This window comes from Bartonella sp. CE47NXGY (assembly GCF_042195415.1).
Taxonomy (GTDB): Bacteria; Pseudomonadota; Alphaproteobacteria; order Rhizobiales; family Rhizobiaceae; genus Bartonella.
The window spans coordinates 1-4,377 of sequence record NZ_JBHIOI010000062.1 but is presented as its reverse complement, the minus strand read 5'-3'; the positions used below and the strand labels follow the sequence as shown (position 1 = coordinate 4,377).

Genomic DNA, 4,377 nt, shown 5'->3' with positions numbered 1-4,377 from the left:
GCTTCAGCATTACGCTTTTTAGGGGCTTCAGCATTACGCTTTTTAGGGGCTTCAGCATTACGCTTTTTAGGGGCTACATCATTGCGCTTTTTAGGGGCTACATCATTGCGCTTTTTAGGGGCTACATCATTGTGCTTTTTAGGGGCTACATCATTGCGCTTTTTAGGGGCTACATCATTGCGCTTTTTAGGGGCTACATCATTGTGCTTTTTAGGGGCTTCAGCATTACGCTTTTTAGAGGCTTCAGCATTGCGCTTTTTAGGGGCTACATCATTGCGCTTTTTAGGGGCTGCATCATTGCGCTTTTTAGGGGCTACATCATTGTGCTTTTTAGGGGCTTCAGCATTACGCTTTTTAGAGGCTTCAGCATTGCGCTTTTTAGGGGCTTCAGCATTACGCTTTTTAGGGGCTTCAGCATTACGCTTTTTAGGGGCTTCAGCATTACGCTTTTTAGGGGCTACATCATTGCGCTTTTTAGGGGCTTCAGCATTACGCTTTTTAGAGGCTTCAGCATTGTGCTTTTTAGGAGCTTCAGCATTACGCTTTTTAGAGGCTACATCATTGCGCTTTTTAGAGGATTCTTCACTATATTTTTTATAGGCTTTATCGCTGTATTTAAATCCTTCTTCCAGCAATTGTGTTGCCATTTTACGATCTTCACCAGCTGTTTGTTCCAGCTTAGTGACATCTATTTGTGATACACCCTTATGAGCTTCAGCGGTATTACGGTTAAGGGAAGCTATGGTTTGATCAACGCCTTGCCCTGTCAATGCCTTCTGCCCTGCTTCATCAGTAATGACGATGGTGCCATCGCTAATGGCAGATTTGGTATATCCTTCCCTTGAATCCTGTTGTTCTGCATGATCTAAAACATTTTTGGCAATGTTTTTAGCGATGTCGTATTCGCCCATTGCACCACCCGCTGCAATGCTAATCCCATCACTGCTGGCTTTGGCACTCGCACTGTTGCTGATATCACTGGTGCTGATGCTTCCTGTGGTCAGGCTGTTTTTTTCTGCCAAGGCTGTGCTTTCAATAATACCTCCAGTCAGCGTTGTTTTATCTTTAACGGTGATCTCAAAGCCGTCATCACGGGCTTTAATGCCTGATTGTTCCACAACACTGTGATAATCGCTGGAGGATTGATCATTTTGGAAAGAGACGTTTATTGACGCACCATCAGGCTTTCCATTGCCTTTAACCCCAACAGAAACAGAGTTTTTTTTGCTGGAAGTTTGTCCCGTATCACTGCGGCTGACAACGGTAAAATCACCTCCTACTTCCATTTCTACACGCTCTCCAGAAACCACGGCGCCTGCCAATGTGGTGTTTGCCCCACTCGTGGTATGAACAGTACCTGTGCCAACAATATGGCTGTTCTTTTGTTGAACCTGTTCACTGGAACCTTCCCCTTGACTAAAAGCAGCACTGCCTGTTACCCCTGCGCCACCCGTGCCATAACTGGCTCCAATATTCATTGAAGCACTTTGGTTATGGTTTTGTGTGCTTTTCTTGTTTTGCGCACTTTCAAAGGTAATATGCTGTCCTGCTTCCAAGTTGATATTCCCGCTCTGCGGATCATTTGCATAAGCAGGATTGGTGCCAGCGATAATATCAGCTCCAACACCATGGATGCTGCCTTTGTGGGCTTTCATATTGACAGAACGCCCAGCTTCTATGCTATTGGTTACAGCAGTAGATGTCTGAGAAGACTTCTCTTCCTTTTCAGTCTTAAAGCCTACGGTAACACTGGTAGAAATATCCACCATCTTGAGAAGGGAATCTTTTGTTGATCCGCTCTTTATCCCATTATAGAGATCTTTGCCTTTGTTATAGAGATCTTTGCCTTTTAGACCAAGAATGATGCCATTGCCGATTTTGTGTTTTGTATCCCCATGACCAAAACGTTTTCCTGCATCCTTTATATCTTGTATGGTACTAAGAATGCCAACATTGACAGAACCTGTAACACCAGCAAAGAAATTTTCATGGTTTTTTTGTGTCTTAGAGATATCTTGGCTTTCTGATAGGGTGATATTATTGCCGGCATCAATGTTGACATCACGATCCGCCGCAACAATGGCTGCTTGTAAATTCACATCATTGTCAGCAGTAATCTGCACATCTTGGCGTGCCGTGATGTGTGATTGTGTGGAAGTGGTTTCCCATTGATCGCCCGTATCTTTGACGCTTGCAACCCCAACACCCAAAGAAACACTACTGCTGCTCTTTCCAAACTGAATGCCAAAACCTGAACGCTTTTCTTCAGAATTTGACTTATGGCTATTATGACCCACAAGCACATTGACATCACGAGCTGCCGAAAGGTTAATATTCTCACCTGCAAGATCAGAGCCAACAATTGTCACATCTTTTTTCTTAGCAGTGATGTTGATAGTGCCATTCGCATTGAGAGAAGAGCCTTGATGTTCAAAACTTTCTTCATTTTCTGTCTTTGTCTCACTCCCATATATCGATAAAAAGTCCTTGCCTGAACCCGCGCCCAAACCAGATGCATGTTCTTCTGAGTAGCTGCTATGGTGATCTGTCATACCATCAATCGTCACACTTTCTCCACTCACATTGATATCTTGACCGGAAAGCAGATGAGAAGCAGAAATCTTGGCTTCTCCTTGTGCGTCTAACACGATGTTGCCCGTCGCCCCAAGGATAGAGGAGACCGTTGTGGTATGCGATTGAGAACTATCGGACGATTCCTCATGCAAAAAGCTACTTGAAGACGATTGGTATTGCTGGTCGTAGTGTTCTTGAGCGCCTTTTATAAGAATATTCCCACCAGAATGAATAGAAATATCCGCTTTTGCTTGATCTGGTGTTTCCTCTTTTTTTCCAGCAAGAAGCATCGACCCAATGATTTTTGTATCATTGCCAGATTCAAAGGCTATCCCTTCACCGCCTGTTATACTTGAGCTCACGACTTGGGTAGCCTCAACATTATTATGGACTCTCTCACTAAATATTCCATCCTCTTTGTGATCAGACATCTCATAATTTAAGCTATCTTCTGCATTGTTGATCAGGATATCGTTACTGGCTTTCAGCCCCACCTTGCCCTTGGCATCTATATCGGAAGCAGAGACATGGATATCGTGCCCCGATATGATATCCATATTCTTTCCAGAACTTAGATGAGAGCCATTGTGCAAGGCAACATGGGAGGTTTCACTCCCATTCTGATTGTCCATACTGTTGCGTGTGGCATCAATCGAAATATTCCTCTCAGCTTGCAAGAGAAGTTTATCCGTTGCTTGAACATCTGAGCCTAAAATATTGAGATTTTTTCCTGATGAAAAGACTGTTGAACCCCCAGAACTGACTTCCGATTTATGATGCATGGTGGCATCACCCTGTTCATCATGGTAATGGGTTTCTGCTGAACCGATCGTCAAGTTGCCTTGTTCTGTAGCCATGGCAAGATCACCTCCGGTGGTGATCCCCACCCCGGAGGCGGTGATATTTTGTTTAGCAATCACCGTTGCATTACCACCAGCAGAAAGCGCCTCGGTATTTAAAACGGTCTCCACGCCGTCAACCGTTGTGCGCCCTGCATCTAAACGAATATTCTTCTCCGCAAGGATAACAGCATCACCACCCGCCGCAAAATGCCCTCCTTGACTGAGGATATCCCCGCCATGCACATGCAATTGGTGATTTGCCGCAATCCGCCCTGAATTGATAATCGTTGAATTGCTCGTATTCTGGCTGGTGATATTGACATCATCGCCCATGATCAAAGCCCCAGCAGAAACAAAGGAGGCTCTGTCTTTTTCAGGGATATAAAGCACCGGTGCATAAACATCCATGCCCTTGACCTGTTGGCGCACATAAATCACCATCGGGACTTCTAGGGACGCCAATTGTTCTTCACTCAAAGCCTCACCAAAAGGGAGATTGTGGGCTTTTGCATAGTCTGCCCCGACATCCAGCAAAGTTTTGACTTGTTCAATGGCATCACTTCCAGGAATAAAGGAGCCTTTACCCAAACCTTGACCAACCAGATCACGCATTTGTTTTTCAATCAATTCCTTTTCGAAATAAGCATCGCCTAAGAAAAAAATCTCCCGATCAGGATTGTAGCCAATTCTGTTCAAATAATAGGCTGAGCCATAAAACTTGCCAACATCAAGGAATTCTGCCCGCGTTTCATAAATAAAATTCTGCTTGGGCAAGGTGCCACCAACCCCACCCGATTGAGGCTTTGGCAAAGGGAGACCCTCAGAAAGTTCTCCTGCACCATTGATATCCACTTTTGGTGTAAACAAAGCACCAGCCCCGGTTAAACCGCTTAAGGACTCCAGCGGATTGCCTTCAACTGCTTGTGCTTTAAAATGCGCATCCCCTGTAATAGAACCTTCC

The 4,377-nt window shown here is 44.7% G+C and carries 1 protein-coding gene; it reads right to left on the bottom strand.

Features of this window, described 5'->3' with window-relative positions; genetic code table 11:
- A partial coding sequence (locus ACFIL3_RS09075) for a hemagglutinin repeat-containing protein (RefSeq protein WP_375682114.1) occupies window positions 1–4,377 on the bottom strand: 4,377 nt, incomplete at both ends.